The sequence below is a fragment of the Leptolyngbya cf. ectocarpi LEGE 11479 genome (assembly GCF_015207065.1).
GTDB lineage: Bacteria > Cyanobacteriota > Cyanobacteriia > Phormidesmidales > Phormidesmidaceae > Leptothoe > Leptothoe ectocarpi.
In genome coordinates, this window is record NZ_JADEXP010000527.1 from 1 (window position 1) to 2,956 (window position 2,956).

Sequence of the window (2,956 nt, forward strand, 5' to 3'; positions counted from 1 at the left end):
GAGCAGCGGAAGACCCCGAATTCGAGACGTTCTACACCAAGAACATTCTGTTAAACGAAGGTATTCGTGCGTGGATGGCTCCTCAGGACCAGCCCCACGAGAAGTTTGTATTCCCCGAAGAGGTACTACCTCGCGGTAACGCTCTGTAAGGGCTAAAAATGCTTCATTAAAGGGCCTCTGTGTACATCGCAGAGGCCCTTTTTTATTCATCCTCCATCATTTATCCCGTTTGCTAATGCCTGTGCTATATTGCAACAAGCACTAAGTGCTCCTGGTACCAAAACCATTTAGGGATAAGGAGGTGATGCCCATGAGTGAAAGTAGTTGTATACGCATGGGTCTTCAGGTTGATGTAAACCGGCTGTGTGCCGGGGCTGTTCTCTAGAAACAGCTTCATTCTTTTGAAACTGACACGCTAGGGTTCCTTCCGGCAGTCTGGTTTCAACCTAAGACCCCACTAGACCGCTCCTATCTTGAAGCTGCTATGCACTTCCTAGATAGGAGCGGATAGTTTTTTAAAGGGTTGTGAACGGGCCATGGGTTGTCATTTGCATAGAATGCCTAAAAAATGAGGAGCTGACAAAGCATTAGTTGCATAGCTCACTATTTACCCTTTACCTATGTCCACACCACTCACCTCTAACGAAATTCAGTCCCAGCTCGCTACACTACCTGACTGGACCCTCAAAGGCACTTCTATCGAAACCGTCTTGACGTTTAAAAACTTTATTGAGGCGATTGATTTTATCAATAAAGTAGTTGAACCTGCTGAGGCGGCAGGACATCATCCTGATTTGTCTATTTCCTATAACCGAGTCACCATCAGCCTTACTACCCACGATGCTGGCGGGTTGACTCAAAAGGATTTCAATCTAGCTCAGACACTCTCCCAACTGGCATAGCAAAAATGCTTGGAGTTGAGTAGCTGCAGTAGCCTATGGGACGTAGCTATTTATCAACTTCAGTTGGATAAAAGGTAGGCTACGGAGCTAGCTCTTCATAGAGAGATCTGCTAGCATGAGTCGTAGTAACTGTTGAGTACTGTTCGAGTTGATTTTTAAGCAACTTGAATAGGTTCTTCAGTTCAGGCAAAAAGGTCTAATGTGGCCTAGCTAAGTGCTAGCCGCGTACTTTCTTCCTAGGTGTGAGGAGAATTAAATAATGTCTAATCTATGGAAAGCCTTACTGGCTAGCCCCTTTGTATTGGGTGCTGCTCTTTCTGGTTCTGCTGTTGCTGCTGAGACTGCTGAGACTGTAAGCGTTGACGCTTTAAGCAATGCTGATTCAATCCAGCTGGCTCAGGTTACTAGCGTTTCCGAGCTGTCTGATGTACTTCCTTCTGACTGGGCTTACACTGCACTGCAGCGTCTAGTAGAAGAGTATGGTTGCCTTGAGGGCTACCCCGATCGTTCCTACCGTGGCAACCGCGCCATGACTCGTTATGAGTTTGCTGCTGGTTTGAACGCTTGTTTGGATGTCATCGTTCAGCTGATCAATCCTGGCGATACTGACCTGGATACTATCCGTCGTTTGCAGGAAGAGTTTGCTGCTGAACTAGCCACTATTCGTGGTCGCGTTGACACTCTAGAAGCTGACGTAGCTGAGCTAGAAGCTAACCAGTTCTCCACTACTACCAAGCTAAAAGGTCAGTTGGATGCTCACCTGGTAGTTCCTTTCGACGCTCCTGATGCAGCTGATGAGACTACATTTGAGTATCGTGCTCGTCTAAACTTTGATACCAGCTTCACTGGTGAAGACCGTTTGCGTATTCGTCTTCAGTCCAGCGATCGTGGAGGCGGTGGTATCAACTCCTTGACTGGTGGTGTTGCTGGTGGTCTAGCAAGTCAGAGTGGTCCTGGAGACGATAGCGTCATTCTGGATGATGTTTACTACGCTTTCCCCATCGGTAGCCGTGTCTCCGCTATTGTTTCTGCCAACAGCACTGTCTCTGATGACTTTGTAACTAGCACTATCGTTCCTTTCGATGGTCCTGGTGTGGCTGATTATAGCGGCCCCATGTTCTACGATCAGCTTGGTCTTGGTGGTGACTCTCTAGGTGTTGGTTTCAACATTGCCTTCACTGACAACATCATTCTTGATGCTGGTTATGCCACTGGCGACGGCCAAGATGCATCTCGTGGTGTCTTTAATGAGTATGAGTACATTGTTCAGTTGAACTACTTAAGCGATGGCTTGATCGATGCTGCTGTCGTTTACATGGACGGTGAGAACGGCGACGGTAACGGTGAAGAAGAAATCATCGCTGGTCTACTAAGTCTTGACTTTGGCGGCTTCGAAATTGGTGGCTTCTATGCTGACCAAGACGGCGATGAGAGCTGGCAGGCTGGTGTAGCTGTAACTGACTTCTTAGGTACTGGTAACGCTGCTGGTATCTACTACACTGAAGACTTTGACGACAGTGAAGTTGCAGAAGCTTACTACTCCATGCAGGTCAACAAGTACTGGACTCTGACTCCTGCTGTGATCTACGGTGAGCCCAACGGCGGTGACGATAGCCTTTACGGTGCTATCCGCTCCACTTTCAGCTTCTAAGTTTGATAGCTTAGTGATTTGATTAAAAAGGCCTCGCAATTGCGAGGCCTTTTTAATAGAAGTTTAGTGGAGGACTGAGCGGAGTCGAAGTCCTCCACCTAAGTTGAGAATCAGGCTTTTACAGGAGTTTTCTCCAACATCAATTTTGAGCGCTTGAACATTGCAGGAATATCAACTGGATAATCCCCTGTAAAACAGGCCGAACAAAACGTTGAGGTATCTTGGCGAGTGGCTGCTAACATACCTTGCCAGCTGAGATAGGCAAGCGAATCTACCTCAATTTGTGCTTCGATTTCCTGAACAGATTTGGTAGCAGCAATCAGCTGATCCTGACTATCTGTATCAATGCCATAGAAGCAGGGATGGGTAACCGGTGGCGAAGAAATGCGCATGTGTACTGCTG

Annotated in this window: 2 protein-coding genes and 2 pseudogenes; 3 read left to right on the top strand and 1 reads right to left on the bottom strand. The window is 47.3% G+C overall.

Annotation, left to right across the window (positions count from 1 at the left end; translation table 11 throughout):
* From IQ260_RS29435 to IQ260_RS29445, 3 genes and pseudogenes are all read left to right on the top strand, one after another.
* A pseudogene (locus IQ260_RS29435) lies at positions 1–149 on the top strand (photosystem II D2 protein (photosystem q(a) protein)); the annotation flags it as partial.
* Between the two features lie 471 nt (positions 150–620).
* Complete coding sequence (locus IQ260_RS29440; protein ID WP_193996610.1) at positions 621–902, top strand: 4a-hydroxytetrahydrobiopterin dehydratase; 282 nt, start codon at positions 621–623, stop codon at positions 900–902.
* 259 nt (positions 903–1,161) lie between these two features.
* Complete coding sequence (locus tag IQ260_RS29445; RefSeq protein WP_193996611.1) at positions 1,162–2,553, top strand: iron uptake porin; 1,392 nt, start codon at positions 1,162–1,164, stop codon at positions 2,551–2,553.
* Between the two features lie 110 nt (positions 2,554–2,663).
* Here IQ260_RS29445 and IQ260_RS29450 read toward each other — a convergent pair.
* Positions 2,664–2,956: pseudogene (locus IQ260_RS29450) on the bottom strand (amidophosphoribosyltransferase); the annotation flags it as partial.